A 25,186-nucleotide genomic window follows, 5' to 3' on the forward strand; every position below is an offset into this window, starting at 1 on the left:
CAGATCATGAAAATCGGTACGCTCCTGACCAGCGCCATCGTCTCGCTCTCGACCGTCGGCGGCGGTCTCGCCGTCTACGTCGCCGCGACGAAGTACCAGACCATGGAACGGATCACTGAAGCGCAGGGGCGGCTCGCAATCGTCCGTGCGGTCAGCGACATCCCGCGCTATCTCAATCCGGAGCGCGGCTTTTCCACCAACATCCTCTACGGACCTGCGGCCATCGACCCTGCGCTGCTGGCCGAGCAGGACAAGCTGCGCAAGCAGACCGACCGCGCCCGCGACAAGATGAATGCACTGCGCAAGGAGCTGCCCGGCCCGCTCGACGACGGCACCACGATCGGCAGCAACATCGACGGCATCAACGCGAAGTTCACCGCGTTGCGCGAGGCCATCGACAAGGCGCTGGCGGGTCCCGCCGAGGCGCGCAAAGACGCGGCCAAGAAGATCGTCGCCGACAATGCCGTGCTCAACGGCGGCGTGACTGCGCTGCTCAACGAGCAGGTCCGCCGCATGGCGATCCTGAACGGTGACGCCTACCGGCAGGCCAGCTACGCCAATGTCGCGATGACACTGCGCGACGTCGGCGGCTTCAACTCCAGCCTGCACAAGAATCTCCTCGGCGGAAAGAAGCCGGCGACCGACGCCGAGAAGGCCGACATTGCCCGCTCGCAGGGCCGCAACGATCAGGTCGTGATGTCGCTGCAGGAATTGCGCGGCAATCCAACAACGCCGGCGAATGTCGCGGAGGCCCTGGAGAAGTTCAACGCGATCTATGTCGAGGAGTTCGGCCGCGAGCTCAAGCTGGTGAAGGACGGCGCGATCACCGGCAAATACGAACACGACATGGACACCTATTACGCCGCCACGCAGCGCGGCCTCGGCACCATCATCGGCGTCCGCGACGCCTTCTACGACAACGCCGAGCAGATTCTCGCCGGCGCTTCGTCGGCCGCGCACACCAGCTTCACGATCGCGCTCGTCGGCCTTGTCGCCGTGCTGATCGCCAGCGCCGGCCTCATCGTGACGGTTCGCCGCCGCGTCTGCGCGCCGATCGTCGGCCTGACGACGCGCATGTCGCGGCTCGCCGACGGCGAGGTTGCGGAGAGCATTCCGGGCGCCGAGCGCTCCGACGAGATCGGCGCGATGGCCGCGGCCGTTCAGGTGTTCAAGGACAACATGATCCGCGCCGATCGGCTCGCGGCCGAGAAGCAGGCCGAGAACGACGGCAAGATGCGCCGCGCCCAAGCGCTCGACGATCTCACCCGCGCCTTCGAGGCCAAGGTGACCGAGCTGGTCGGCGGCCTGTCGCGGGCCTCTGCTGCAATGGAAAGCACCGCGCAGTCGATGACCTCGACGGCGGCGCAGACCAACAGCCAGGCCGCCGTGGTCGCCGCCGCCTCCGAACAGACCTCGACCAACGTGCAGACGGTCGCGAGCGCCACCGAAGAGCTGACCTCCTCGATCGCGGAGATCGGGCGTCAGGTCGCCCAAAGCACCGAGATCGCGGCCCGTGCCGTCGACAATGCCCGCCGCACCGGCGACACCGCGCGGACGCTCGCCGAAGGCGCCCAGAAGATCGGCGACGTCGTGACGCTGATCCAGAGCATCGCCGAGCAGACCAACCTGCTTGCGCTAAATGCAACCATCGAAGCCGCCCGTGCCGGCGAGGCCGGCCGCGGCTTTGCCGTGGTCGCCTCCGAAGTGAAGTCGCTGGCCGGGCAGACCGCCAAGGCCACGACCGAGATCTCCGAGCAGATCACCGCGATCCAGACCGCGAGCGACGAGACGGTGGCGGCAATCCGCAACGTCGCCGACGTCATCGCCGAGATCGACCAGATCGGCACCGCCATCGCCGCGGCGATCGAGGAACAGGGCTCGGCGACCAAGGAGATCGCCCGCAGCGTTCAGGAGGCTGCCCGCGGCACCCAGGAGGTCAACAGCAACATCTCCGGCGTGCAGCGCGCCGCCGACGACACCGGCGCCGCGGCAAGAGAGGTGCTGGGCGCGGCCGAGCAGCTCTCGACCCAGTCGCGCGATCTCGCCGGCCAGTTCGAGCGCTTCCTCGGTGAGGTCCGGGCGGCGTAGCACGCGAAGTCGTAGCCCGGATGGAGCGCAGCGCAATCCGGGACAGTGCCGTTGACGCGCGAGACCCTGGATTACGCTGTCGCTCCATCCAGGCTACGCGACCTCAATACGGCGGCGCCTTGCGCGCGCGCTGCGCTTTCGCCGCCTCGATCCACCAGGTCAGATCGTCGGCGAAGCGCGGGAACGAGCGCTCCAGGGCCTTGCCGCCGTCGCCGATCGGCTCGCCGGCTTCCGACAGCGTCTGCGCGATCGGGCCGACACCGATGGTGCTCGATACCACCACCATGCCCATCTCCGAGAGGGTGCCGTGCCAGGCGGTCGCTGCGCGCGCGCCGGACAGCCGGCCGGCCGAATAGCTCACGATCGCGGCCGGGCGCCAGAACCATTCCTCCAGGAAATGATCGGTGAGGTTCTTCAGCCCGGGCTGGATGCCCCAATTGTACTCGCCGGTGACGAAGACGAATCCGTCGGCGCCGCGGATCTGCCCGGCCAGCTTCTCCAGCGCCTCCGGCGCCGAGCCCTTGGGATGTTCCTTGTACATGCGGTCCAGCATCGGCAGCCCGATCGCCTTGGCGTCGATGAATTCGACGTCCTCGCCGCGATCGCGCAGCCGGTTGATGACGAAATTCGCAAGGCGGATGCCCATGCGGTCGGAACGGTAAGAACCGTAGAGAACGAGAATGCGATTGCTCATGGCCGGACGGTAGCACGAAACCGGCGTCCAGCCCTACCCGATTTGTCGCACTACCTTCCGCGACCACGGCCCAGTGTTTGCGACGGCGTCTCGCCGAACTGGTCACGGTAACTTCTTGAGAAATCGCTGAGATGCCAGAAGCCATACGCCAGCGCGACCGCCTTGACGCTATCGGCCCCGGCGAGAAGGCGCCGACGCACCAGCCACAGCCGATGCAGACGCAAATAGCGGTGCAGGCTCATGCCGCGATAGCGGCGCACGACGTCGTGCATGGTCCGAACGGACAGCCCCAGCTTGCGCGCGATCTCGTCGCTATAAATCGGCTCCGACAGGTCGTCAGACAGCAGCGCGCGGATATCCTGGAAGATCCTGAGATTCCGTCCGTCGTTGGGTGCAAAGGTCCAGCGGGCCGGAACGATCGTCGCAAAGGCCTCGTCAACGGCTCCGAGCAGGGACTCCTTCATCGCCGCGCCCTTCAACAAGAGCTCCGGTGCCGAAATCGGGCCGGCCGCCTCGGCCAGCACCTCCCTAACCACGCCGCGCAATCGCTGCAAGCCGGCCGTGGAGATCTCAAAAATCTTGAAGCTCGAGAGCGTGGACGGCCAGCCACGATCCCTCACCTCCGGCCGGAAAACCACCGAGGCGATTTGCCGCTGCACCTCCTCGACGGTGGTGTAGGCCGCCCCACCGTTGCCGATGACCACGACGGGTCGCGCCCGCTGCGAGCCGTTGAAGCGAATTGGCACATTGAGATCGTCTATCGTGAAGCCGATCGCCGTGCAATTCTCCACGAGTTGTGCGTCAACCACCCGCGGAAACGCGCGCGTCAAATTCACGTCGCAGCCCGGTAGGGCCAGGATCGTCTGCTCAGCCGAAATCTTCCGCACAAAAGGGGTGAATTCGAAATTCAGCCCGCGTATAGCGCTTCGAAATTCGTCGACGTCGGAAAAACGAAATGTTTTGAGTGCCGACCTCGGCACATCGTCAATGCTGTTCATGGAAATATGAGAAATGCCGCGCCGCTCTGAATGTGCGTCCGGCCGCGGGGTGCCGTTCGCTGCCTCCTTCGGTTTATTTCGTTAGAATCGATCCTAACGTGCCCTGATCAATTGGAGACGGGCCGGTTGAAAGAACAATCCGGGACAACCCTGTCTCGCCGAATTTCGATAGCGTTTCCTGCGATTGAGGCGGTGCGCCAATACCGAAGCCGTTGCCATTTAAGATTCAAATTAACGCCTTTGCGGCGGAATAACCGTCGTTTGATTGTGCAATTTATTTCATTTCAGGCTCCTGCCATGACGGCAAATTCGCCTGCCGACAATCTGGCCGAATTGGAGAACGCGGTCGCAACGTGTCCGCTGGACCGGTGCGCCCGCATTCTCTTCGGCCTTTTGCAACTGCTCACAAGCAGCCGCGGTCGATCCCAGGAATTGCTCGCCGGTGTGGTCGACGGCGTCCTGGTGCGACTGATCGAGCGGGTTGAGGCCAGCGCGCTGATCGATGTCAGCGCGGCGCTCGCAGAGCTCAAGGCGGCTCCGCCGGACACCGTGCGACGTCTCGCCTCGCACCGCGACCCGGAAGTCGCCTGCCCCGTTTTGCTCCGCTCGCGGTCGCTGTCCACGGCCGATCTCACACTGATCGCAGCCGCGAGCGGCGTACGGCAGCAATGTGCCATCGCCGGCCGCGCGCCGATCGATCCACGGGTGATGGAGACGCTGATCAAGGGTGGCACTTCCAGCGTTTGTCTTGCGCTGATCGGCAACAGCGAGGCAAGATTCTCCGAAGCCGCTTACGTTGCGCTGGTTGAGAAGTGCCTGGTGGATGACGAACTCACCAAGGCACTGGCGCTCAGGCCCGACACGCCCGACACAGTCATGCGGAAGTTGCTGTCGGCCTCACCGGCGCCGAAATCCGGCATCGGCCTGAACGCCACCGTCTCGCTTCAAGCCGCAACGGCCGCACCCATCGTCACCAAGCTACCCTCCGCGGCGGCCTATGCGATCGCGCGACCGGAGATCGTTGCACTCAGCCGCATCGGCAAGCTGAACGATTCCACGGTGAACCGCTTCGCCATCCGCGGCGAGACCGCCAATCTCATCACCGCGCTATCGGTGCTTTCGGGCGCTCCCATCGAGATCGTCGAACATGTCATGACCGACGAGGATTGCGAGGGTCTCGTCATGGCCTGCCGCGCCTCGCGGCTGAACTGGCAGACCACGCTCGCCATCCTGAGCAACCGCTGCGGCACACGGCTTTCTTTCGCCGAGCGCGAACGCGCGCAGCACATTTTCGAGACGCTGCTGCTGTCGACCAGCCAGTGGACGGTGCGGTGGGGCGAAATTGCCGCAAACGCCAAGGAGTGCGGTCGGGGACATCGCGACGCAAAAAAGATGGGGGTTAGCCGATGAAGTTCGACGGTCGCAAAGCCTTTCGCGTGAAAATGGACCACAGGCAACCGGTCAATCTCATGGGATCCGACGGCACCTGGCGGCGCAGCTGCGTCCTGCTCGACGTCTCGCAGACGGGCGCGAAGGTCGAGGTCGAGGGCACGCTGGACGTGCTCCAGGCCAAGGAATTCTTCATGCTGCTGTCGTCGACGGGCCTGGCCTACCGGCGCTGCGAGCTGGTCTGGATCGACGGCACCACCGCTGGCATCCACTTCGTCACCGCACAAAGCAAGAAGAAGCAGGCGATTGCGCCGGCTGCCGCAGCGCAGAGCTCCGATCAGGCCAAATAGACCGAGAATTCGACCCATCGATTGGAGCCCGCGCTATTCCGGGGCATATCCGTGCAGAACGCGCAAACCACACTCAAACCCACCAGCCTTGGCGGCGTCGCGGTCGCTGCAGCGCCGCGCCCATTCGTTCATGTGCTGGCCGACACGTCCGACAAGCTGGCCGGTGTGTGCTCGCTCCTCGAGCAACGCTTCGCCGTCGCGGGCGAGCGGCTGGACGCCGAGGCCAAGCTGTCAGAGGTGCCGTCCGCCATCGTCATTCGCGCCGAGCTTCGCGATGTCGACAATATCGCGGCGATCAAGAAACGGGCGGGCAAGCTCGCAAAGGCGAAGAAGCGGATTTTCCTGCTGGAGCACACCTCGCATGTCGCCGTTTCGCAGGCCTATGCGCTTGGAGCGACACTGGTCCTTCCGGGCACCATCAACCGGGCGAGGCTGCTGGCGGCGCTGTCCGATCCGCCTGATCCGCTCTCGGCCGCGTCGCGCGAGAGCGCGCAGGCCGACACTGCCGTCGAGACCGCCGCGACCGCGATCGCATCCATGTTTACCTCCGTCACCCTGGGCCAGCCGCTTGACGTCAACGCCACCAAGGAAGCGGGGCGCCAGATCGCCGATCGCATCACCCGGCATGGCCTGACGGAGTGGCTCATGACGGTGCGGCGGCACCACGAAGGAACCTATCAGCATTGCCTGCTCGTCACCGGTGTCGCCATCGACTTCGGTCTGAGCCTTGGCGTCGGCAGGGCCGACCTGGAACGTCTCTACTCGGCGGCCATGTTCCATGACATCGGCAAGGCGCAGATTCCGCTCGCCATCCTCGACAAGCCGGGCCGCCTCGATGCCGCCGAGCGCGCGCTGATCGAAACGCATCCCGCCGCCGGCTATACGTTTCTCAAGGACCATGACGGGATCTCGCCGGAGATTCTCGATGCCGTCCGCCATCATCACGAGTACCTCGACGGGAGCGGCTATCCCGATGCGCTCTGCGCCGAGAGCATTGGCGATATCGTCAGGATTCTAACGATCTCGGACATCTTCGCAGCCCTGATCGAGCACCGGCACTACAAGCCGACCATGCCGCGCGCGGAGGCCTACGACGTTCTGTGCGAGATGACAGGCAAGCTGGAGAAGGCGCTAGTCCGCGCGTTCAAGCAGGTCGCGCTCACGCGGTGAGCGCTGTGACCCGTCTCGAGCGCAGCCTAATGCGTCGCACGATGGCTGGCGCGGCGCGGGATGGAGCGGCAGGCCAGCCCGTCGGCCAGCAGCTTCATGTCCTCGTGCCGGCCGCTGCGAATCAGCCGGCCGAACTCTTCGGGTGTGAAAGGAAGACTTGGATCATCGTCGATCTTGGGCCGCAGTCGCGGACCGAAGAACCGCCGAACCAGGCTAGCCAGCCGCCGCATATCAATTCCCTCGCGCCAGCAACAAACCTCTCAGTCCGCATATTGTTCCTCCCGCGACTTCGAGAATGCAAGAGGCCACTCGCGACACCGCACCAAAAATTTTCCGCCAGAGAATAATCTCCTCTTGCTCGTGCTAATCGGCAAAACCCACGTAACGCACGAACTGGTGGTTGTGCTCGCGGTCCGAGCGCACGGCGTTCGCGGCAAAGCCGTCATCGGGATAGCCCATCGCGACACAGGTCATGATGACCTCGTCTTCCGGAATCTCGGCGACCTCGCGCACGATGTCGGAGCGCATGATGCCCTGCCCGTTGATGACCGAGCCGAGCCCGCGGTCCCACGCCGCGAGCACGATGCCGTAGCAGAGCGCGCCGAGATCGAAGTGGCAGACCGCGCCGGGATCGAGCACGCGGTCATAGGTCAGCACCAGCGAGACCGGCGCGTCGAACTGGCGAAAGCCGCGCAGCACCCAGTCCTGCCGCATCGGCTTGTCGTCGCGTGCGATTCCCATCGCGCCGAACAGCTTCTTGGCGATGTCGACCTGCCGGGTGCGATGCACGCCCTGGTATTCGCCATGGCTGACGATGTCGCGCTTGACCTTGGCGCCGCCGGCCATCTCCGACATGTTGCGGCGACGCACCTCCTCCAGCGGATGACCCGTGAGCACATGGACATGCCAGGGCTGGGTGTTCATCGACGAGGGCGCGCGCTTGGCGCTCTCGATGATCGCCTCGATCACCGCGCGCGGCACCGGCTCGTTCTTGAAGCCACGCACGCTGCGGCGCGACTGGACCAGCGTCTCGAATTCCACCTCGTGAACCTCCCTGCCCGTTCGTCCGGCCTTGCGACGCACGCCGGTTGCCGATGCGGCCCGCAAAACCTATGCTAAGGACCAAGCAAGACCAAGAACCCTGTGAGGAAAGTCCATGGCCGCACCGCTCGATCCCGTCATCGCCCAGATCATTCCGCTCATGCCGATGCGCGATCCCACGGTCATGACGCCACAGAGCGCCCGCGATTCCTTGCGCGCACTCGCTGCCTCGCGTGCCGCCATTCCGCCGCCGCCGGTCGATAGCGTCGAGGATATCAGGGTGAAAGGCGGCGCCGGTCTGCTTCCCGCACGGGTCTATCGGGTCGGCGCCGCGCCGGCACCGACGGTGGTGTTCTTCCACGGCGGCGGCTGGGTTGCGGGCGATCTCGAAACCCACGACCGGCAGGCGCGCAACCTTGCGATCGAGACCGGCGCGGTCGTCGTCTCCGTCGACTATCGCCGCCCGCCCGAGACGCGCTTTCCCGGCGCCTTCGAGGATGCTTTCGCCGCGGTCAGCGACGTGTTTGGCCGCGTCGCGGAATTCGGCGGTGACGCAACGCGCTTCGGCGTTGCCGGCGACAGCGCCGGCGGCAATCTCGCAGCGACGAGCGCGATCGCCTGCCGGGAGGCCGGCATCAAGCTCGCCGCGCAACTGCTGGTCTATCCGGTCACCGACGTCGTCGGCGCTTATGCCGATGCGCGCGAGAACGCGCGCTATCCCTCGCGCAGCGAGAACGCCGAGGGCTACTTCCTCACGCGGGCGACGATGGAATGGTTCTGCGGCCATTATCTCGCCGATCCCGCACACGCCGGCGACTGGCGCGTCTCGCCGCTGCGGGCCGCCTCCTTGGCCGGCGTCGCGCCCGCGGTCGTGACCACCGCCTGGTTCGATCCCCTACGCGACGAAGGCGCCGCCTATGCGCGGGCGCTGGAGGCCGCCGGCGTGAAGGTCAAGCACCATGAGGGCCCCGGCCTGATCCATGGCTATTTCGGCATGGGCGACGCCTCCGACGTCGCGCGCACTGAGGCGCAGCGCGCGCGGGCCGACTTCAAGGCGCTGCTGATGCGCGGCGCGTGAAGGCGATCAGGCGCTCTGCGCCCGCTGCGCCGCGGTGTGCCCCCAGGTCTCATCCCAGTCCTGGCCAGCGGCATCGACCACGCGGCCGTCGGCCTCGAAAAACTTGTTCGGCACCTGGAAGATCGCCAGAATCAACGCGCCGTCGGGGCACCAAGCGGCATGCCGGCTCCCCGCCTCGCGCCAGATGAATTCGCCGGCCTTGCAGGCAATGCCCTTGGCTGGACCCTCCTTGTCGACGAGCGCGCCTTCGATCACCCAGCTCTGCTCGATGCCGACATGTTCGTGATCGGGCAGCACCGATCCTGGCGCAAAACGCATCAAGGCGGTCATCAGCCCCGTACGGCGATCGAACAGTAGCGTCTTGGCCTCGCAGCCCGGAAAGCGCGTCTTCTGCCAATCCATGTCTTGGGGTCGAACCAGGTGGGAATGCCGATCGGCTGCCTGGTCGTGCGGGATCGCGGCGTCCATCACGATGCTTCCTCTCCATCTCAAGGGACCGACGCTAGCAGGATCGCCCGATGCGGTCAGCGAGCACTGCAACAGAGGCGACATCTTCCGAGCTGGCGCGCAAAAATCAGCGGGCGACCGGGCGGCCCAGTGCTCATCCTGCTTGATTGCGCCACGATTCCCGGCTCCACTCTCCCGGCCATTTCTGGTTCAGGAGACCCCCATGATGAAACGGATTTTCCTCGCTGCGATCGTTGCCACCTTCGCAGCGGGCTCGGCCCTTGCGCAAGAAACCTGCGAGAGCAAGGCCGTCGGCAAGGACGGCAAGCCGCTGGCCGGCGCCGCCAAGACCTCGTTTCTGAAGAAGTGCAAGGAAGACGCCTGCGCGCCCAAGGCCGTCAGCGCCGACGGCAAGCCGCTCGCCGGCGCCGCCAAGAACAGCTTCATGAAGAAGTGCGAGACCAGCGCGTAACGCGCAGTCCGTTCCCGGCTTTTTCAGCAAAGCCACAACCGAAATGCCGTCATGGCCGGGCAGAAGCGCGTCTTCGCGCGAGAATGTCCCGGCCATTTGCTTTTTGGTGCCTCCGCACCGCCAGTTTCCGACACGCGCCGAGCGCGTAAAGCAAGCGCGCCGCGACCCTGGACAGAACGCAGCGGCTGACAGATGATGCGGCGCTGAGCGAACCGGGGCGCATCAACGAGGCTTCCAGCAAAGGATGGACGAGATGTTGCAGTTCCGCGTGCGTGATCACATGATGGCGATAATGAGCGTGCTCTTTGCGCTGCTCATGATCGTTGACGTTGCCAACGCGAGAAGCCCCGGCCTGCCCAACGTCATGGTTCTCGCAACCGGCGGCACGATCGCCGGCAGCGGGGCGAGCAGCACCACCGTCATCGGGTATACCGCGGCCACGGTGGGCATCGAGACCCTCTTGAACGCCGTCCCCGAGTTGAAAACCGTGGCCAACGTCAAGGGCGAGCAGGTCTTCCAGATCGCCAGCGAGAATATGAACAATGATCATTGGCTGAAGCTCGCCAAGCGCGTCAATACGCTCCTCGCGCAGGACGACGTGGACGGGATCGTGATCACACACGGGACCGATACGATCGAGGAAACCAGCTATTTCCTCAATCTGGTCGTCAAGAGCAAGAAGCCTGTGGTCGTCGTCGGTGCGATGCGGCCATCGACCGCGATCAGCGCGGACGGCCCGATCAATCTCTTCAATGCGGTGATCCTCGCCGGCAGTGAAGAAGCCGTGGGCAAGGGCGTGCTCGTCGCCCTCAACGATCAGATCAACGCCGCGCGCGATGTCACCAAGAACAACACGTCCACGGCAGACACCTTTCGCACGCCTGAACTCGGCTTTCTCGGCTACATGCAGGGCAACAAGCCGTATTTCTATCGGCAATCGACCCGCCGGCACACGGCAGATTCTGAATTCGACGTGTCCAAGCTCGATGTCCTGCCGCAGGTCGACATCGTCTACGGCTACGCCAACATGAACCGGGTCGCGATCGATGCCTTTGTCGGCGCCGGCGCCAAGGGGATCGTCCATGCCGGCGTGGGTGACGGCAGCCTGGCCCGCCCGGCGGTCGAGCCGGCGCTCGACGAAGCCCGCAAGAAAGGCGTCGTGATCCTTCGCAGCAGCCGCGTCGGCAACGGCATCGTCGCGCGCAATGGCGAGGCCAAGGACGATGAGCACGACTTCGTCGTCTCCGATACGCTCAATCCCCAGAAGGCGCGCATTCTGCTGATGCTGGCGTTGACCAAGACGAGCGACACCAAGGACATTCAGCGGATGTTCTACACCTATTAGAGCCTAGTCGCGCTTGAAACGATAATCGAACGCCGCGCCGAACGGCTTGATCAGGCCAACCGTGGGCGTCGGAAAATGGATCGGCAGGATCAGCGTGTCGGTGTCGGCAACAGAGGCGAAGAACTTTCGTCGCGACATCGCCGACAGCTTCGCATCCCAATCCGGCTTCGCCGACCAATCCGGCTCACGACACTGAATCTGGTGGTGCATGAGGTCGCCCGCGACCACGGCGCGCTGGCCCTTCGAAAGAATGTTCACGCAACAATGGCACGGCGAATGCCCCGGCGTCGGCGTGAGCGTAACGGTGTCGTCGAGCGCGTAGTCGTCGTCGACGAGCAGCGCCTGCCCGGCCTCGGCGACCGGCCGGCAATTGTCGCGAAAGACGGTGCCAGGCGGATTGTTGCCCTTGGCATGCTCGGCTTCCCAGGCCGCATACTCGCCCTTGTGGAAAATATATTTCGCATTCGGAAACGTCGGCACCCAACGGCCGTCGCGCAGGGTCGTGTTCCATCCGGTATGGTCGATGTGCAGATGCGTGCAGAACACGTAGTCGATCTGCTCAAAGCCGATGCCGAGCGCAAACAGCTCATTGCGCCAGCGCGCCTTGCCGGGGAAATCGAACGGCGGCGGATGGCCTTTGTCCTCACCGGTGCAGGTGTCGACAAGGATGGTGTAACGCGGCGTGCGGACCACGAAGGTCTGGTAGGTGATCACCATCATGCCGCGCGCGGCATCGAACACCTCCGGCTCCATCGTCGGCAGATGGCGCTTGAAGACGTCTTCGTCATAGGTCGGGAAAAAGTCCTGGGGCCGCCGCCACGGCCCCTCCCGCTCGATCACCGCATCGATGGTGATGTCGCCGATCCGCAGCTGCTTCATGGTTGTTCGTTCCCATTTTGCGAAGCGTAACGAACGAACGGGAGGCATTCAAGACGCCGACCGTGCCGGGACGTCTTGCGCGGGGTGCCGCAAATCGACCTCAAACACTGAGGATGATGATCATGGAATGAGGAATGTCTGGTGGGCAGGAAACTGAAAGTGACCGCGGCGATCATGATCGCCGTCGCAGCTGCAATTTACGTCAACAATACAAGCCTTCTGGCGCCACATCGGGACGGCAAGCCGGTGCTGCTCGCCCATCGCGGCATGGCGCAGCGGTTCGATGAACGCGACCTGAAGAACGATACCTGCACCGCCGCGCGGATGCTGCCGCCGGTGCACGACTATCTCGAAAACACGCTGCGCTCGATGCGCGCGAGCTTCGCGGCCGGTGCCGACATCGTCGAGCTCGACGTGCACCCGACCAATGACGGCGAGTTCGCCGTCTTCCATGACTGGACGCTCGACTGCCGGACCGACGGCCTCGGCGTCACCCGCGCGCAGAGCATGGCAAAGCTGAAGACGCTCGATATCGGCTACGGCTACACCGCCGACGGCGGCAAGACCTTCCCGTTCCGCGGCAAGGGCGTCGGCATGATGCCGACATTGTCGGAGGTGTTCGCTGCCTTCTCCGACAAGCAGTTGCTCATCAACGTGAAGAGCCGGGACCCGGACGAAGGCGAGAAACTTGCCGGCGTGCTGACCGCGTTGCCGGCCGGGAGGCGCAGCACCATCATGGTCTATGGCGGCGACGAGCCCATCGACGTGATCCGTCGCCTCGTCCCGGATGTCCGCACGATCTCGCGCGCAGCCATCCGAAGCTGCCTGGTCCGCTATATCGGCTACGGCTGGACAGGCCTCGTCCCGCAGGCTTGCCGCAACGCGATGGTGCTGGTGCCAATCAACGTCGCCCCCTGGCTATGGGGCTGGCCCGATCGCTTCCTCGCACGCATGAATGGCGTCAACAGCGCCGCGTTCGTGCTCGGCCCCTACAGCGGCGGCGGGTTTTCTACGGGCGTCGACACGGCGGAATTGCTCGCCCGCCTTCCGCAAAGCTATTCCGGCGGCATTTGGACCAACGAAATCGAGACCGTCGCCAGACTGACGGGCAAAAGCCATGACTAGCTCCGCAACCCCGGCGCCTCCTGCCCGGTGCGCGCGACATATTCGGTGTAGCCGCCGCCATATTGGTGGATGCCCTCCGGCGTCAGCTCCAGCACGCGGTTCGACAGCGTCGCCAAGAAATGCCGGTCGTGCGAGACGAACAGCATGGTGCCCTCGAAATCCGACAGCGCGTTGATCAGCATTTCCTTGGTGGCGAGGTCGAGATGGTTGGTGGGCTCGTCCAGCACCAGGAAGTTCGGCGGGTCGAACAGCATCTTGGCCATGACGAGGCGCGCCTTCTCGCCGCCCGAGAGCACGCGGCAGCGCTTCTCGACGTCGTCGCCGGAGAAGCCGAAGCAGCCGGCGAGCGCGCGCAAGGAGCCCTGCCCCGCCGTCGGAAACGCGTCCTCCAGCGACTGGAACACGGTGCGCTCGCCGTCGAGCAGATCCATCGCGTGCTGGGCGAAATAGCCCATCTTGACGCTGCCGCCCAGCGCCACGGTGCCCTCGTCCGGCTCGCTCGCACCGGCAACCAGCTTGAGCAGCGTCGACTTGCCGGCGCCGTTGACGCCCATCACGCACCAGCGCTCCTTACGGCGGATCATGAAGTCCAGCCCGTCATAGATGCGCTTTGAGCCATAGCCCTTGTGCACGTTCTTGAGCGCGACGACGTCCTCGCCCGAGCGCGGCGCCGGCAGGAAGTCGAACGCCACGCTCTGGCGGCGCCGCGGCGGCTCGACCCGCTCGATCTTGTCGAGCTTCTTGACTCGGCTCTGCACCTGGGCCGCATGCGAGGCGCGCGCCTTGAAGCGCTCGATGAACTTGATCTCCTTGGCGAGCATGGCCTGCTGGCGCTCGAACTGCGCCTGCTGCTGCTTCTCGTTCTGCGCCCGCTGCTGCTCGTAGAATTCGTAATCGCCGGTGTAGGTGGTGAGCGAGCCGGAATCGATCTCGATCACCTTGGAGATCACGCGGTTGATGAACTCGCGGTCGTGCGAGGTCATCAGAAGCGTGCCTTCGTAATCGTGCAGGAATTTTTCCAGCCAGATCAGGCTTTCCAAATCGAGATGGTTGCTCGGCTCGTCGAGCAGCATGACGTCGGGGCGCATCAGGAGAATGCGCGCCAGCGCCACACGCATCTTCCAGCCGCCGGACAGCTTGCCGACATCCCCGTCCATCATCTCCTGGCTGAAGCCGAGGCCGGAGAGCGCCTCGCGCGCGCGGCCGTCGAGCGCATAGCCGTCGAGCTCCTCGAACCGGTGCTGCACCTCGCCATAGCGGGCGATGATCTCGTCCATTTGGTCGGCCTTGTCGGGGTCGGCCATGGCGGCCTCGAGCTCGCGCAATTCAGCCGCGACCTCGCTGACGGGGCCGGCGCCGTCCATCACCTCGGCCACCGCGCTGCGGCCAGACATCTCGCCGACGTCCTGGTTGAAATAGCCGATGGTGATGCCGCGATCGATCGAGACCTGACCCTCGTCGGGCAGTTCCTCGCCGGCGATCATCCGGAACAGCGTGCTCTTGCCGGCGCCGTTCGGCCCGACAAGGCCGATCTTCTCCCCCTTGTTGAGGGCCGCGGAGGCTTCGATGAACAGGATCTGGTGGCCGGCTTGCTTGCTGACGTTGTCGAGGCGGATCATGCGTGTCTTTTGGGGGATTTTTGCGTTGCAGCGTCATAGGCCATGCGGGGCGCGAGGGGAAGCCCGGGACAGGCCGGGATCGAGCCCATTCGCTCGTGACCGCTCGGTTCGGGGCCTACGGGCAAATGGGTCGGGCTAACTGCGTCCGGCACGGGCATCTATGCTTCGCTTGCCGGATATGTCGGCTTTTCCATCGGCTGGGTCGAAGGCCTGGAGATCAACGCCCGGTCTGTAAGAACTTTTCGCCGAACCTCGAAGAGACCTGAGACCGGCGCCGCCTCTCTATCTTACTGAGAACGGCGCCTGATACGGCCGCCCGAACGGCACGCCGTTGATGACGGTCTGGATCGGCTTGAGGTGGGCCTTCCCTTCCCTCCTGTTGTTGCGCGTGTCGACGAAGCTGACCGGTCCCTCCACCAGCTCCATGATCGCGACGTCGGCGGGCGCACCGACCTGCAGCGTGCCGATCTTCGGCGCGCGGCTGATGATCTTCGCCGGCGCGGTCGTTGCCATTGCGACCACCTGCTCCAGCGTGAAACCGAGCGTCATGAACTTGCTCATGACGTTGGGCAGGAAGGGAATCCCCGGCGAATTGCCGGAGAAGACGTGGATGTCCGAAGAGATGGTATCAGGAGCGCATCCGCCGGGGATCGCCACTTCCGCCACGGTGAAATCGAAGCTGCCGCCGCCATGCCCGACGTCAAACATGACGCCGCGCTGCTTGGCCGCGAGAGCCGCAGGCAGCAGCTTGCCGTCCTGAACGATATTCGTGAACACGCTCGACATGTTCGGGGCGCCCGAATAGGCATGCGTCAGCACGTCGCCCGGGCGCATCAGGTCGAGGATTTGCGACATCAGCTCCTTGGATTCGACGCCGCCGATATGCACCATCATCTTCGCCGGCCAGCCGCACATCTCGCACGCCTGGATGCCGCGCTTGAGCGGCTCGAGCCCATGCTTGAAGATGACGTTTTCCGACATGCGCACTTTGACCCCGAGCAGGAAGTCCGGATTCTCGGCCAGTGCCATGGCGCAGGCTTCGGTCTGCGCTGTATCGATGTTGTGGAGCTCGGCGACCGGGAACGCCGACAGGCCGTTGTTGGCGATGTGAACGAAGGCGTACATCCGCGCCCGCGTCTGGGCCACGATGAAGCGGCGCAGCGCCGCCAGATTGTTGACGCCGGCGTCGCCCGCCGACACGACGGTCGTCGTGCCCTGGAACTGGACCAGCTCGTCGGCGGGAATGCCGATGGCCGAGCCGTAGGGATAGACGTGACAATGCAGATCAATGAGGCCGGGCATCACCAGCTTGCCCGCGGCGTCGATGCTCTTCAGCGCGCGCTCCGCCGGGATCGCCTCCTGAATCGCCTCGATCGTGCCCCAGCGGATGCCGATATCGCGCCTGGCGCGCAGCGATTGGCTGGGGTCGAGCACCTCGCCGCCCCGGATCACCAGATCGTACTTGTCGTTCGGCCCCATCGCCCCGCGGGCGGGCGCGGCGAGGCCGACGGCGGCGGCCGCCGAAGAGAGTGCCAGGAAATCGCGGCGTGACAACGCAGGCATGATGATCCCCCTCTGTGCTTTTGTTCGCGGCAACGGCCGGGCTGGATGTCCAGATCTGCTTCCGCCGCCAAGGTCGAGTTCACAACGAACGGGATTGGAAATGAAGCCCGGAAGATCCGATCCTATGACGGCACGCGAGCCCTGAGGAGCCGCGAAATTTTCCAGAATCGCATCGGGCGGGCACCACTGGCTGAGGTCCGGCTGCATCTTTGCTGCGCCGCGACATGCGCGTGAATATCGAACTGCCTGGAGTCGAACGTCTAAGACCAATAATGCGACACCGGGGCTTGTCGGATGCCGGCAATGCGTCCAAACTGTGATCAAAGTCGCTGGAATGCGGCATACCTCCAGCGGTTCACAACGACAAGCGCGTCGAAACGCGTTCGAACAATCAGGCCGCCAGGGAGGACGTCCATGACTGCAAAGTCCGAAAAGACCAGAACAACTCGTCGCAAATTCCTGCTGACCGCCGGCGCGGCCGGCGCTGCCACCATCGCCATGCCGCAAGTCAGCCGGGCGCAGACAGCGACCCTGAAGATGCAGGGCTCGTGGGGCAAGGCCGATGTCTTCAACGAGATGGCCGAAGATTATGTGAAGCGCGTCAACGATATGGCCGGAGGCCGGCTGCGCATTGACTATCTGGTCGGCGGCTCGGTCGTGCATCCGTTCCAGGTCTTCGACGGCGTTCATGGCGGCCAGATCGACGCGGCACACACGGTGACGGTGTACTGGTACGGCAAGCACAAGGCCGCCTCGCTGTTCGGCACCGGCCCGGTGTTCGGCTTCAACGCCAACGAAGGCCTTGGCTGGATCCACAACGGCGGCGGCAAGGAGCTGTTCGAGGAACTCCAGACCAAGATCATGAACGTCAACATCAAGAGCTTCTTCGCCATGCCGATGCCGACCCAGCCGCTCGGCTGGTTCAAGAAGCCGATCACCAGCGACGCCGATCTCAAGGGCTTGAAATATCGCACGGTGGGTCTGGCCGCCGATCTCTTCCAGGCGATGGGCGCATCGGTCGCGCAGCTGCCCGGCGGCGAGATCGTACCCGCGATGGAGCGCGGCGTGATCGACGGGTTCGAGTTCAACAATCCGACCTCGGACCGGCGCTTCGGCGCGCAGGATGTCGCCAAGAACTACATGATGGGCAGCCATCATCAGGCGACGGAATATTTCGAGATCATGTTCAACCGGACGAAATTCAACGCGCTGCCGAAGGAACAGCAGGCGATCCTGCAATACGCCGCCGAAGCCGTGTCCTCCGCCAACGAATGGAAGGCAATGGATTATTATTCGAAGGACCTGCAGGAGCTGATCAACAAGGACAAGGTCAACGTCCAGCGCACACCGAAGTCTGTGTTCGACGCGCAGATCAAGGCGTGGGACGGTCTGATCGCCCAGCTCGGCTCGGATCCGTTCATGAAGAAGGTGATGGATTCGCAGAAGGAATGGGTGCGCCGCGTGGTTTACTACAACATGAACAACGCGACGGACTACCGCGGCGCCTTCGAGCATCACTTCCCGGGCGTGCTCAAGGTCTGACGGCTGTCGCGGGGGATCGCGTCAGGTCTTATCGCGAGGGCGGCGCAATTGAAGCGCCGCCCACGAGTTGGAGGGGGACATCCGGATGGACTGCTCGCAGCGAGTTCAGCTCGCATGACGAAATTCCTGTTCTTCATCGATGAGCTCAGCACGTGGGTGGGCAAGGCGTTCGCCTGGCTGATCCTCGTTCTCACCCTGGGAGTCAGCTACGAGGTGTTCGTGCGCTACGTGCTGCGTGCGCCGACCACCTGGGCTTTCGACATCAGCTACATCACCTATGGCGCGATGTTCCTGATGGCCGGCGCGTACACGCTCTCGCGAAACGGCCATGTCCGCGCCGACGTGGTCTACCGCCTCTGGTCGCCGCGCACCCAGGCGACGATGGACCTCGTCCTGTATATCCTCTTCTTTCTGCCGGCGATCGCGGCGCTGATGTATTCGGGCTGGAACTACGCCCAGATGTCGGTGCGCTTCCGCGAAGTCAGCATCTTCAGTCCGGCCGGCGTTCCGGTGTTTCCGCTGAAGGCGCTGATCCCGCTCACCGGCTTCCTTCTGTTCCTGCAAGGGGTCGCCGAGATCATCCGCTGTGTGCTGTGCATCCGCACCGGCCGATGGCCGCAACGTCTGCACGACGTGGAGGAGACCGAGAGCCTCGTCATCCGCGAACATCAGCAGCACGCGGCTGAGCCGCAGAGCGAGAAGGGACCAGGCGCATGACCGATCCTCAACTCGGCATGCTGATGCTGGGCCTCTTCATCTTCATCATCATGCTCGGCTTCCCGATCGCCTTCACGCTGATGGCGATGGGCGTCTCGTTCGGCTACTATGCCTACTACACCCCCGGTCAGGACTTCTTCCAGAACCGCATCTTCACGCTTCTGGTGCAGAAGACGTTCGAGGTCACATCCAGCGACGTGCTGGTGGCAGTTCCGCTATTCCTGTTCATGGGTTATTTGATCGAGCGCGCGAACATCCTCGATCGCCTGTTCTACTCGCTGCAGCTGTCGATGAAGAACGTGCCGGGCGCACTTGCCGTGGCCACGCTGATCACCTGCGCCATGTTCGCGACCGCCACCGGCATCGTCGGTGCCGTCGTCACGCTGATGGGGCTGCTGGCATTACCGGCGATGCTGCGAGCGGGCTACGACGCCAAGCTGTCGGCGGGCGTCGTCTGCGCCGGTGGCTGCCTGGGCATCCTGATTCCGCCGAGCATTCTCCTGATCGTCTATGCGGCGACTGCCGGCGTCTCGGCGGTCAAGCTTTACGCGGCGGCGTTCTTTCCGGGGTTCATGCTGGCCGGCTTGTACGTCCTCTATGCGATGACGCGCGCGATCATCAATCCCGCGCTCGCGCCGAAGCTGCCGCGCGAGCATACCGACGTGCCGACCTCGAAGGTCATCTGGGCGCTTGCCACGTCGTTCCTGCCGCTCGCGTTGCTGATCGTTTCGGTGCTCGGCGCGATCCTGTTTGGGCTGGCGACGCCCTCGGAAGCGGCCGCGGTGGGAGCCCTCATGAGCATCGTGCTGGCGGCCGCCTATCGTTCGCTCAACTACGAGATGATACGCGAATCCGTGTACCTGACCGTGCGCGCGACGGCGATGGTCTGCTACCTCTTCATCGGGTCCTGGACGTTTTCGGCGGTGTTTGCCGTCCTTGGCGGGCAGTCGGTGGTGGAGCAGTTCTTCACCTCGATGAACCTTTCGCCGATCCAGTTCCTGCTGCTGACCCAGCTCATCATCTTTCTGCTCGGCTGGCCGCTGGAATGGACCGAGATCATCATCATCTTCGTGCCGATCTTCCTGCCGCTGCTTCCGCAATACGGCATCGATCCGATCTTCTTCGGCATCCTGGTGGCACTGAACACGCAGACGGCCTTCAACACGCCGCCGGTCGCGATGGCCGCCTTCTATCTGAAGGGCGTGGCGCCGCCCGAGGTGAAGCTGACCGACATCTTCTCCGGCGCGCTTCCGTTCGTCGGCCTGGTCTTCCTCACCATGGCACTGGTCTACATCTTCCCGGGGATCGCATTGTGGCTGCCGAGCTATCTCTATGGGGCGCGATGAGCGGACCCGGCAAACCGACGAGAGGCTGCGCATGAGTCTCAACGCGCTCGGCCTCGCGGACGCCGCAGCCGGCATCCGCGACGGCCGGCTCAGCTCGGTGGAGCTCGTCGGCGACTGCCTCAGGCGCATCGATGAGGTCGATCGCGATATCCAGGCGTGGGCGTTTCTCGATCGCGACCACGCGATGCGGCAGGCCGAGGCGGCCGACGATCATCGCAAGCACGGCAAGGCCACAGGCCCGCTGCATGGCGTGCCCGTGGGCATCAAGGATATCTTCGACACCGGCGACATGCCGACCGAATTCGGATCGGAGCTGTGGGCCGGACGCACGCCGCGGCGCGATGCGGCGGCCGTGGCGCGTCTGCGGGCGGCTGGAGCGGTGATCCTCGGCAAGACGGTGACCACCGAGTACGCGTACTACAATCCGGGCAAGACCCGAAATCCGCACAACCCAAATCACACCCCCGGCGGATCGTCCTCGGGCTCCGCCGCGGCCGTCGCGGCGCTGATGGTGCCGGGTGCCATCGGCTCTCAGACCAACGGCTCGGTGATCCGCCCTGCCGCCTTCTGCGGCGTGGTCGGCTTCAAGCCCACGCACGGCCTCATTCCACGCAGCGGCGCGCTCCAATTGTCGCGTACGCTCGACCATGTCGGCGTGTTCGGGCGCAGCGTCGAGGACGCGGCCCTGCTGGCGGAGGTCATGGTCGACTTCGACCCGGAGGATCCGGACACCCGGCCTGTTGCGCGCCCGCCATTCTCTGCGGTCGCGGCGAGCGAGCCGCCGTTGCCGCCGCGATTTGCCTTTGTGCGCTCTCCGGTCTGGGATCAGGCCGAGCCGGAGATGCGTGAAGCCTTTGCCGAGCTCGTCGACGCTTTGGGCGAAGCGTGCAGCGAAGTCGAGCTTGGGCCGAGCTTCAACGGGGCCGTCGACATGCACCGCATCATCATGGAAGTCGATATGGCGCACAATTTGCGGCGCGATGACCAGCGAGGCGGCGACAGGCTGAGCACGCGTCTGCGCCAGGCGATCGAGCGCGGCCGCGCGCATCTTGCGGCGGATTATTGCAACGCTCTGGCCGGGATTGCGCCGCTCAACCAGGCTCTGGACCACCTTTTCGATGAATACGACGCCATCCTGACGCCCGCAGCGCCGGGCGCGGCACCCGGCATCGAGACGACGGGCAACCCGGTCTTCTGCTCGCTCTGGACGTATCTCGGCGTGCCCGCGATCAGCCTGCCATTGATGCGTTCCGAAACGGGCCTTCCGCTGGGCGTCCAGCTCGTCGGCCGCCGCGGCAACGACGCCCGCCTCTTGCGCACGGCGCACTGGCTGATCAAGAGCATCGGGCGCATGCGTGGCAGCGGTCGGCGCAACGTCCCGAGCGCCGGGTCGAAATCCGCTCCCGGCGCGGAGAAAAGGAAAGTGCGATGACCAATCTGATCACCGGACTCATCGGCCTCGCGCTCATGATCGCATTTCTTGGAATCCTGCTGGTCTGGATCAAGGCCATTCCGCTCATCATCATCGTTGTCTGCGTCGTGGTGCTGGCCGTGATCGATTTCGTGCGATCCCTGCGGACGAACGGCGCGCCTCGCTGAATGCCCCATGGCAAGAAGACGCTTCACTTCTCGGCATTGGGCGGAGCAGCCGGAATTACGACAAGAAGAGAGCTTTAGCGGCCAACCCGTTCGAGCTGCCACCTGGGATCGCCTGCGCAGCGCGCGTCGAGACCTTTGCTCAAGTCTGCGAGGCTCACCGCGCCCAGCCGTTCGACCAGCAATGCTTCGGCATCGCGAAGGACATCGTCCACCGCTGCGTTGACGAGTTGCTCGATCGCACAGTCTGGATTGGAATGCTCGTTCCCGATCGCAAATAGCCGGGGACCGCCGACCGCACGATAGACATCGAGAAGTGACACGCGCTCGAGGTCGCACGCAATGACCCAGCCGCCGCCATGCCCCTTGTCCGACCGGACATAGCCCGCATCGCGCAGCCCCGCCAATGTGCGGCGAACGACAACCGGATTGGTCCCCAGCATCGTGCCGATCGCCTCCGAGGTCATGGGGCCGTCATGTCGCGCCATGTGGAGCAGCACATGCAGCATTCGGGAAAGGCGGCTGTCGTTTCGCATCGGCTGATCTTTCGCATGCATCCCATCATTGGCAAGGGCACGCAGTCATGCTACATATAAAGTTACATGACACGGGAGCGATCGGAAGTGCGACAGTTCGAGGATCCGGACCACTGGGACAGCGCAGCCAGGCATTATCGAGAGACCGCGCACCCCTTCACCGCCCTGTTTGCGGAGGCGGCGCTGGCGCGCGTAACCCTGACGCCTCAGAGTCATGTTCTCGATGTGGCAGCCGGCACCGGCGCGCTCGCCCTCGCAGCCGCTCGCACCGGCGCACGAGTCCTGGCGACCGACTTCTCGCCCGGCATGGTCGGATGCATCGCAGCTGCTGGTCTGCCCAATGTGAAGGCGCGGGTCATGGACGGACAGGCGCTGGACCTGCCCGACGCGCATTTCGATGCCGTCTTTTCGATCTTCGGTGTCATCATGTTCCCCGATTGGCGCAAGGGTTTGGCCGAGATGCGACGGGTGACGCGCCCCGGCGGGCATGGCGTGGTTGCGACCTGGCAGGATCGGGGCGCAGCGACCTTCCTCCTGTTGGGCGAAGTGCGGCAAAAGCTGTTCCCTGATCGGCCGGGCATGGCAATGCCTGAAGCCGTTCAGGCCCTGAGCGATCCGGACGATTTCGCCCGCGCCCTCGTCGCTGCCGGCTATCGCAATCCCCGGATCGACACGGTGACTCATGATTTTCTGCTCGACGTCGCGGCGCTCGACGCGCCTGACACGCTCTTTGGCATGTCGCCCGACTGGACCAGCCTGGACGACATCGAAAAGGCGGCGGTGATTGCCGAGGTGCGGGCCAGAGCCGATGGTCGTCCGGTGCTGCCGATAAGCTCGACCGCACTCATTGGCGTCGCTGAACGATGAGGCTCAAACAATAAAGCCTGGCGGGCCGTCACACTATCGGCCGATCTCTCGATCTCCCGAAACCCGAGCGTCTGACCAGTGAGCAGAAACTCGCGCCCGATTGCGACACATGGGTGGGGTGTGGTCAAAGCTTCATCAGAAGCGGCTTGTCTGAGCAGCGGTTGTCGTCCCAATCCATTTCTCAATGGTCAGAAGCATGCGAGTCGCAATCCATACACTAGGCACCCGCGGCGACGTGCAACCCTATCTCGCCTTGGCGCTCGGTCTGAAGCAGGCCGGGCACGAGGTGCTGATCGCCGCGCCCTCGCAGTTCGAATCGTTCGTCGTGAGCCGCGGCATCGCTTTCGCGCATCTTCCGAGTGAATATCTCGCCCTCCTGGAAACCCCGGAAGCCAAGGCGGCAATGGCGGGCGGTGCGGGGTTTATGGCTGGCTTCAGGATGCTGAAGCAGTTCAGGCCGATCGGCCGCCAACAGCTCAGCGCCGAATGGCAAGCCGCCCGACGATTTCGTCCAGAACTGATCATCTATCACCCGAAGGCCATCGCCGCGGCGCATATCGCAGAAAAGTTATCCTGCCCTGCCGTTCTGGCTTCTCCCCTGCCTGGCTTCACACCGACAGCAGCGTTCGCGAGCCCGCTCGTGCCGTTCCGCTCGCTTGGCCCCCTCAACAGACTCACGCACAGCGCGATGGCTCACAGCGCCTACGCCCTCTTTCGCGGGATGATCGGGGAATGGCGGGCCACCGAACTCCACCTCGCAAACACGCCGGAGAAGAAGCTGCGGCCTCGCGCGACGCTCTACGCCTATAGTCCGCATGTCGTGCCCGTTCCGCCGGACTGGCCGAATACTGTCGCGGTGACTGGGTACTGGTTCCTGGGAGGCGACGACGTTTGGCAGCCTGACCCGCAACTCCAGCGCTTCGTAGAGGGCGATGAGCGGCCTGTTTATGTGGGCTTTGGCAGCATGCCAGGTGTCGACCCGACGTCCCTGACGAAACTCGTACTGGAGGCATTGGCCAAGGCTGGGAAACGCGGCGTTCTAGCGGTCGGCGGCGGTGCTCTTCGAGGCGATCTCGGAGCCAGTCACGTCCATTTCATCCAAGGCGCACCGCATGCGCAGTTGTTCCCGCTGATGTCGGCCTGCGTCCATCACGGCGGGGCCGGCACTACGGGGGCTGCGCTTCGAGCTGGCAAGCCGAATATCATTTGTCCCTTCTTTGGCGACCAGCCGTTCTGGGGAAGGCGCATCGATGATCTGGGCGTCGGGCCAAGATCAAGAGGAGTGAGGAACCTTTCAGCCGATTGGCTGGCCGCCGCGATCGCAGAGGCCACCGGAAATCCGTTGATTCAGCAGCGAGCGAACCGCCTTGGCGAAGCGATCCGCGTCGAAGACGGCGTCGCAAGCGCGATTGGCTTCCTGCGAAGCCAACACCTTCTCAATTAGGCCCGAAATTGCACAGGCCGATTCAAAAGGCTCGAGTTGCAATGCAGGTGAGCAGCCCTTGCGGTCGCTCAACGATCTGGACCTGCAGGTGCCTGCTCCTGGTCCACTGCAGGGCGAACGTCAAAGCGCCGCCGCCACAGCGAGTGGGCACGCCGCCTTGATCACCGCTACTTCTTAAGGATGCCCGTGTTGGTGTTTCCAAGCTGCTGGACGGCGGCGTTTGCGGCTGGCGTGTTGTAAGACGGTCGAGATCCGCCGCCCTCCTGACCGGACGGGGTCACGCCGAGTCTCTGGCCCGTCGTTCCCTGCCCTTTTGCATTGAGCGTGTTGGGCCCCGGCGAACCGCCGGTTCCGCTCAGCGTCGTCCCGTTCGAGAGCGTCGAGCCACCAGCGCCGCCCGAACCGGTTGCGCCCGCCCCTCCAGCGGAGGAAGCACCTCCCGAACCGCCTCCTGAGCTTTGCGCCATGGAAAACGAGATGGTGCCCAGAAGGACAGTCGCGGCCAAAACCAGAAGTCTCATCGTCCACCCTTTCCTATGCCAGCGCCTGAAACCGCTTGCTTCTTGTCACAGTTCCTAGCGGCGGCGAGCGATCCATGCTCCGGCCAGGAAAGCGACGAGCAAGGACCGTAACGGCGCCCTCACCGTCACCTCGCGCAACTGGTCGGCCCATCGCTTCGCCGGCTCTGGCGACGGCGTGCGGGCCTGCGGAGCAAAAGCTCCTCCTTGCTCTCCGGAACCCGGCCGCGGGCCTGAAGTCCGCTCCATGCCGCCCTGATCGTCCGTCAGCCCGGAGGCTTCGGTCATTGCCGCGGCTTCCTTCATGTCCATGCGTGTGCTCCATCCGTTGCGGAACAACTCGATCGATCTCGTGCCCGCCC

General features: G+C 64.4%; 25 protein-coding genes and 1 pseudogene. 16 read left to right on the forward strand and 10 right to left on the reverse strand.

What is annotated here, in order from left to right; all coding sequences use genetic code 11:
- Nucleotides 1-6 precede the first annotated feature (6 nt).
- Nucleotides 7-2,088, forward strand: a complete 2,082-nt coding sequence (locus I6F36_RS07750; protein ID WP_225141709.1) for a methyl-accepting chemotaxis protein — start codon at nucleotides 7-9, stop codon at nucleotides 2,086-2,088.
- Between the two features lie 103 nt (nucleotides 2,089-2,191).
- Here I6F36_RS07750 and I6F36_RS07755 read toward each other — a convergent pair whose 3' ends face one another.
- Entirely contained in the window at nucleotides 2,192-2,782 is a 591-nt protein-coding gene (locus I6F36_RS07755; protein WP_225125624.1) for an NADPH-dependent FMN reductase, read from the reverse strand.
- A 50-nt stretch (nucleotides 2,783-2,832) separates the two neighbouring features.
- The gene (locus I6F36_RS07760; RefSeq protein WP_225141708.1) at nucleotides 2,833-3,780 is read right to left on the reverse strand and encodes an AraC family transcriptional regulator; all 948 of its coding nucleotides are present in this window, start codon (nucleotides 3,778-3,780) and stop codon (nucleotides 2,833-2,835) included.
- Between the two features lie 297 nt (nucleotides 3,781-4,077).
- Between I6F36_RS07760 and I6F36_RS07765 the strand changes: the two genes are divergently transcribed.
- Genes I6F36_RS07765 through I6F36_RS07775 form a run of 3 tightly spaced genes read left to right on the forward strand, consistent with a single transcriptional unit; the run spans nucleotide 4,078 to nucleotide 6,689 of the window.
- Nucleotides 4,078-5,190: a DUF2336 domain-containing protein gene (locus I6F36_RS07765; RefSeq protein WP_225142041.1), complete on the forward strand. Its 1,113-nt coding sequence runs from the start codon at nucleotides 4,078-4,080 to the stop codon at nucleotides 5,188-5,190.
- A complete protein-coding gene (locus I6F36_RS07770) occupies nucleotides 5,187-5,519 on the forward strand; it encodes a PilZ domain-containing protein (RefSeq protein WP_036000311.1) in 333 nt (110 codons plus the stop codon). Before I6F36_RS07765 ends, I6F36_RS07770 begins: the two co-directional genes overlap by 4 nt.
- 51 nt (nucleotides 5,520-5,570) lie before the next feature.
- A complete protein-coding gene (locus I6F36_RS07775) occupies nucleotides 5,571-6,689 on the forward strand; it encodes an HD domain-containing phosphohydrolase (RefSeq protein WP_225114112.1) in 1,119 nt (372 codons plus the stop codon).
- A 26-nt stretch (nucleotides 6,690-6,715) separates the two neighbouring features.
- Here I6F36_RS07775 and I6F36_RS07780 read toward each other — a convergent pair whose 3' ends face one another.
- Nucleotides 6,716-6,919, reverse strand: a complete 204-nt coding sequence (locus tag I6F36_RS07780) for a hypothetical protein (protein WP_036000317.1) — start codon at nucleotides 6,917-6,919, stop codon at nucleotides 6,716-6,718.
- A 133-nt stretch (nucleotides 6,920-7,052) separates the two neighbouring features.
- Nucleotides 7,053-7,730 (reverse strand): nitroreductase, encoded by a 678-nt coding sequence (locus I6F36_RS07785; RefSeq protein ID WP_225114113.1) that lies wholly within the window; start codon nucleotides 7,728-7,730, stop codon nucleotides 7,053-7,055.
- Between the two features lie 115 nt (nucleotides 7,731-7,845).
- On the opposite strand from I6F36_RS07785, the gene I6F36_RS07790 reads away from it, so the two are divergent.
- Entirely contained in the window at nucleotides 7,846-8,808 is a 963-nt protein-coding gene (locus I6F36_RS07790; protein ID WP_225114114.1) for an alpha/beta hydrolase, read from the forward strand.
- 6 nt (nucleotides 8,809-8,814) lie between these two features.
- Here I6F36_RS07790 and I6F36_RS07795 read toward each other — a convergent pair whose 3' ends face one another.
- The gene (locus I6F36_RS07795; protein ID WP_036000328.1) at nucleotides 8,815-9,276 is read right to left on the reverse strand and encodes a cupin domain-containing protein; all 462 of its coding nucleotides are present in this window, start codon (nucleotides 9,274-9,276) and stop codon (nucleotides 8,815-8,817) included.
- Nucleotides 9,277-9,478: 202 nt separating this feature from the next.
- Here I6F36_RS07795 and I6F36_RS07800 point away from each other — a divergent pair, with 202 nt between their 5' ends.
- Together I6F36_RS07800 and I6F36_RS07805 are read left to right on the forward strand one after the other, a co-directional pair.
- The gene (locus I6F36_RS07800) at nucleotides 9,479-9,727 is read left to right on the forward strand and encodes a hypothetical protein (RefSeq protein ID WP_036000331.1); all 249 of its coding nucleotides are present in this window, start codon (nucleotides 9,479-9,481) and stop codon (nucleotides 9,725-9,727) included.
- A 253-nt stretch (nucleotides 9,728-9,980) separates the two neighbouring features.
- Nucleotides 9,981-11,072 (forward strand): type II asparaginase, encoded by a 1,092-nt coding sequence (locus I6F36_RS07805; RefSeq protein WP_204524523.1) that lies wholly within the window; start codon nucleotides 9,981-9,983, stop codon nucleotides 11,070-11,072.
- A gap of 3 nt (nucleotides 11,073-11,075) precedes the next feature.
- On the opposite strand, the gene I6F36_RS07810 is transcribed toward I6F36_RS07805, so the two are convergent.
- Nucleotides 11,076-11,951, reverse strand: coding sequence for an MBL fold metallo-hydrolase (locus I6F36_RS07810; protein ID WP_225171240.1), 876 nt, complete (start codon nucleotides 11,949-11,951; stop codon nucleotides 11,076-11,078).
- Nucleotides 11,952-12,125: 174 nt separating this feature from the next.
- On the opposite strand from I6F36_RS07810, the gene I6F36_RS07815 reads away from it, so the two are divergent.
- Nucleotides 12,126-13,076 carry a glycerophosphodiester phosphodiesterase family protein gene (locus tag I6F36_RS07815; RefSeq protein WP_109145822.1) on the forward strand — a complete coding sequence of 317 codons (951 nt, stop codon included), beginning with the start codon at nucleotides 12,126-12,128 and terminating at the stop codon, nucleotides 13,074-13,076.
- On the opposite strand, the gene I6F36_RS07820 is transcribed toward I6F36_RS07815, so the two are convergent.
- Nucleotides 13,073-14,695, reverse strand: coding sequence for an ABC-F family ATP-binding cassette domain-containing protein (locus tag I6F36_RS07820; RefSeq protein WP_109143956.1), 1,623 nt, complete (start codon nucleotides 14,693-14,695; stop codon nucleotides 13,073-13,075). The two genes, I6F36_RS07815 and I6F36_RS07820, sit on opposite strands and share 4 nt — an antisense overlap.
- 117 nt (nucleotides 14,696-14,812) lie before the next feature.
- Here I6F36_RS07820 and I6F36_RS07825 point away from each other — a divergent pair.
- A pseudogene (locus I6F36_RS07825) lies at nucleotides 14,813-14,917 on the forward strand (DUF3750 domain-containing protein); the annotation flags it as partial.
- 60 nt (nucleotides 14,918-14,977) lie between these two features.
- Here I6F36_RS07825 and I6F36_RS07830 read toward each other — a convergent pair.
- Nucleotides 14,978-16,258, reverse strand: a complete 1,281-nt coding sequence (locus I6F36_RS07830) for an amidohydrolase family protein (protein ID WP_225125629.1) — start codon at nucleotides 16,256-16,258, stop codon at nucleotides 14,978-14,980.
- 414 nt (nucleotides 16,259-16,672) lie between these two features.
- Here I6F36_RS07830 and I6F36_RS07835 point away from each other — a divergent pair, with 414 nt between their 5' ends.
- From I6F36_RS07835 to I6F36_RS07855, 5 genes are all read left to right on the forward strand, one after another.
- Nucleotides 16,673-17,800 (forward strand): TRAP transporter substrate-binding protein, encoded by a 1,128-nt coding sequence (locus tag I6F36_RS07835; RefSeq protein ID WP_036000349.1) that lies wholly within the window; start codon nucleotides 16,673-16,675, stop codon nucleotides 17,798-17,800.
- A 114-nt stretch (nucleotides 17,801-17,914) separates the two neighbouring features.
- Complete coding sequence (locus I6F36_RS07840) at nucleotides 17,915-18,517, forward strand: TRAP transporter small permease subunit (RefSeq protein ID WP_025035930.1); 603 nt, start codon at nucleotides 17,915-17,917, stop codon at nucleotides 18,515-18,517.
- A complete protein-coding gene (locus tag I6F36_RS07845; protein ID WP_225125630.1) occupies nucleotides 18,514-19,863 on the forward strand; it encodes a TRAP transporter large permease subunit in 1,350 nt (449 codons plus the stop codon). Before I6F36_RS07840 ends, I6F36_RS07845 begins: the two co-directional genes overlap by 4 nt.
- Before the next feature lie 31 nt (nucleotides 19,864-19,894).
- Nucleotides 19,895-21,295 (forward strand): amidase, encoded by a 1,401-nt coding sequence (locus I6F36_RS07850; RefSeq protein WP_225171241.1) that lies wholly within the window; start codon nucleotides 19,895-19,897, stop codon nucleotides 21,293-21,295.
- Complete coding sequence (locus I6F36_RS07855) at nucleotides 21,292-21,462, forward strand: hypothetical protein (protein WP_157284651.1); 171 nt, start codon at nucleotides 21,292-21,294, stop codon at nucleotides 21,460-21,462. Before I6F36_RS07850 ends, I6F36_RS07855 begins: the two co-directional genes overlap by 4 nt.
- 74 nt (nucleotides 21,463-21,536) lie before the next feature.
- Here the strand turns inward: I6F36_RS07855 and I6F36_RS07860 are convergent, their stop codons facing one another.
- Nucleotides 21,537-21,995, reverse strand: a complete 459-nt coding sequence (locus I6F36_RS07860) for an Rrf2 family transcriptional regulator (protein WP_036000430.1) — start codon at nucleotides 21,993-21,995, stop codon at nucleotides 21,537-21,539.
- Nucleotides 21,996-22,082: 87 nt separating this feature from the next.
- Here I6F36_RS07860 and I6F36_RS07865 point away from each other — a divergent pair, with 87 nt between their 5' ends.
- Nucleotides 22,083-22,862, forward strand: a complete 780-nt coding sequence (locus tag I6F36_RS07865; protein ID WP_225171242.1) for a class I SAM-dependent methyltransferase — start codon at nucleotides 22,083-22,085, stop codon at nucleotides 22,860-22,862.
- A gap of 196 nt (nucleotides 22,863-23,058) precedes the next feature.
- The gene (locus tag I6F36_RS07870; RefSeq protein WP_036022807.1) at nucleotides 23,059-24,306 is read left to right on the forward strand and encodes a glycosyltransferase; all 1,248 of its coding nucleotides are present in this window, start codon (nucleotides 23,059-23,061) and stop codon (nucleotides 24,304-24,306) included.
- 575 nt (nucleotides 24,307-24,881) lie between these two features.
- Here I6F36_RS07870 and I6F36_RS07875 read toward each other — a convergent pair.
- On the reverse strand, nucleotides 24,882-25,136 hold the full coding sequence (locus tag I6F36_RS07875) for a hypothetical protein (protein ID WP_036022803.1): 255 nt from the start codon (nucleotides 25,134-25,136) through the stop codon (nucleotides 24,882-24,884).
- Nucleotides 25,137-25,186 lie beyond the last annotated feature (50 nt).

It is taken from the genome of Bradyrhizobium sp. BRP19, from assembly GCF_020194195.1.
GTDB classification, from domain to species: Bacteria; Pseudomonadota; Alphaproteobacteria; order Rhizobiales; family Xanthobacteraceae; genus Bradyrhizobium; species Bradyrhizobium yuanmingense.